This is a genomic window from Streptomyces sp. LS1784 (genome assembly GCF_020103755.1).
Classification (GTDB): Bacteria; Actinomycetota; Actinomycetes; order Streptomycetales; family Streptomycetaceae; genus Kitasatospora.
In genome coordinates, this window is the sequence record NZ_JAHSQD010000910.1 from 1 (window position 1) to 2,117 (window position 2,117).

At 78.4% G+C, this 2,117-nt stretch carries 1 protein-coding gene; it reads right to left on the minus strand.

Going from position 1 to position 2,117, the window contains the following annotated elements; genetic code table 11:
* Positions 1 to 89: 89 nt before the first annotated feature.
* The coding region (locus tag KS423_RS44145) for a glycogen debranching N-terminal domain-containing protein (protein ID WP_224285314.1) at positions 90 to 2,117 on the minus strand (2,028 nt) is incomplete at its 5' end.

Genomic DNA, 2,117 nt, shown 5'->3' on the forward strand with positions numbered 1-2,117 from the left:
GGACGCGGGCCGGACGCGGCGTCGGTGACCGGCGTCACCGGCGCCATGGGCACGGGCGTGGGCACGGGCACGGGCGCATGGCGGCGGGCTCAGCGGGCGACGAGTTGCAGGTCCGCGGATGCCTCCTCCACCATCGCCACGCCGATCCGGCTCACCCGGACGGAGAAGGGCTCGCCCGCCACCCGCAGACCGGTCAGCTCCAGCTCGCCGAGCGGTGCGGTGCGGGCCGGGCGGACCAGCACCCGGCAGCCCGGAACGTCGGGCCGGACCCCGGCGAGGGCGAACACCGCGTGCACGGCGCCGGCCGCGGAGACTGCCGCCGGGCGGCAGGCTGCCGGGTGCGGCACCGGCGGGCAGCCGGGGGTGCGCTGTTCCCCCGAGTACATCTCCGGCAGTCGTCCCTCGAAGTGGGCGCTCGCGGCGAGCAGGCCCTCCAGCAAGGTGCCGGCCTCGTTCTCGTGACCGGCCCCGGCCAGTCCGGCGACCGCCAGCGCCGTCTCGTGGACCCGCACCGCGCCGCCGCGGTGGCCCAGCGGGTTGAAGCGGGGTGACTTGGCGCTCAGGGTGCGCAGGCCCCAGCCGCTGTCCAGCTCCGGCGAGACCAGGCGCTGGGCGAGCAGCCGGGTCTGCTCGCGGTCCAGCAGGCTCTCGTGCCGGCCGCCGTCGTCGGCGAGCCCGGTGTCCAGCAGGTGCACCAGGGAGGAGGCCACGGCGGGCAGCGGCTGGCCGCCCGGGGCCAGCCCGGCCGCGGGACGGCCACCGGACAGGTCGTCGACCCAGAACCGCTCGCGGAAGCGCCCGCGCAGCGCGGCCGCCCAGCCGCGCCAGTCCTCGGCACCTGGTCGGCCGAAGGCCTCCAGCAGCTCGGCCCCGTGCAGGGCGGCGCGGTGGGCCTGCGACTGGACCTCCGCGCGGACGGCGACCGGGTGGACGGAGCGCTCCTCGGACGGGCGGCTCAGGTCGGTGACAAAGCCGTCGACCAGACCTTCGCGCAGGGCGGCCAGGGCCCGCTCGGCGGCCGGGAGCAGCTCGGCGACCTCCGCCGGGGGCAGGCCCCAGCGCCAGGCCTCGGCCAACACGGTGACGAACAGCAGGGTGGCCTCGGTGGCGGTGCACGTGGGCGGCAGTTCGGGACCGCCGTGGCGCAGGGCGCCGGGCAGCAGCCCCTCGGTGCGGCCCGGGGCGGGGGCGAGCAGCTGACGGCGGGCCAGCGCCCGGAGGGTACCGGCCGCCAGCCGGGTGCCGAGCGGCAAGGTCAGCCGGGCGGCCCAGAGCGCGTCGGCCGGGGCGAGGCCGAAGCGCCAGGGTGCTCCGGAGGCCGGGTAGAGGTCGGTCGGGCGGTCCGGGTCGGCGAACAGCAGCCCGCCGAGGGCGTCCAGCGAGCGGGAGACCAGCAGGGCGGCCCGAGCGTCGTCGCTGCGGACCTCCGGCTCGGACCAGGGCAGCGGGACGCCGGTGCCGCGGCCGCCTGGCGGGCGCGGGCCGCCGGCGGCACTCTCCAGCTCGGTGTGCAGCTCGACCGACCAGCGGGCGCCGGGCTGGACCTCCAGGTCCCAGCGGAGCACCCCGGCACCGGCCAGGACGGCGTGCGGAGAGGGCTTGGCGCTGACCACGGCGCTGTGCACCGTGCCCGTCCAGCGCAGCCCGGCGGACTGCACCTGGCCCGGCAGGTCGGGCTGGCGGTGCCCGGCGGCGATCTCGGCGACCGGGCCAAGATCGGTGCCGAGGGCTATCTCCAACGGCAGCCGGGCGAGCCGCGGACCGGTGTTGCGCACGACCACCGTCTCCACGCCGTCCGCGTGGCGCAGCCGCTCGACGGTGAGCGCAGGGTCCGGGTCGAGGTCGCCGGGGAGGCGGACGGCACCGAGGAAGCGGGCCTGAGCGGTGCTGGTCAGGGTGCCCTGGAGCGGCAACGGCTCCATGCCGCCCAGCCGCAGCTCCATCCGGGCGAGCACCCGGACGCCGTTGCGGTAGAAGCCGTGCAGGCCGTGGCCGCGCAGCTGGCCGTCGGGGCCGGAGGCGGCCATCGCCGGGGCGTTGACGCAGATCACCGCGTGGTGGACGGCGGGCGGCTGCGGGCGCGGCGGGGCCGCGGGCCCGGCCGTCGGGGCCTGGTC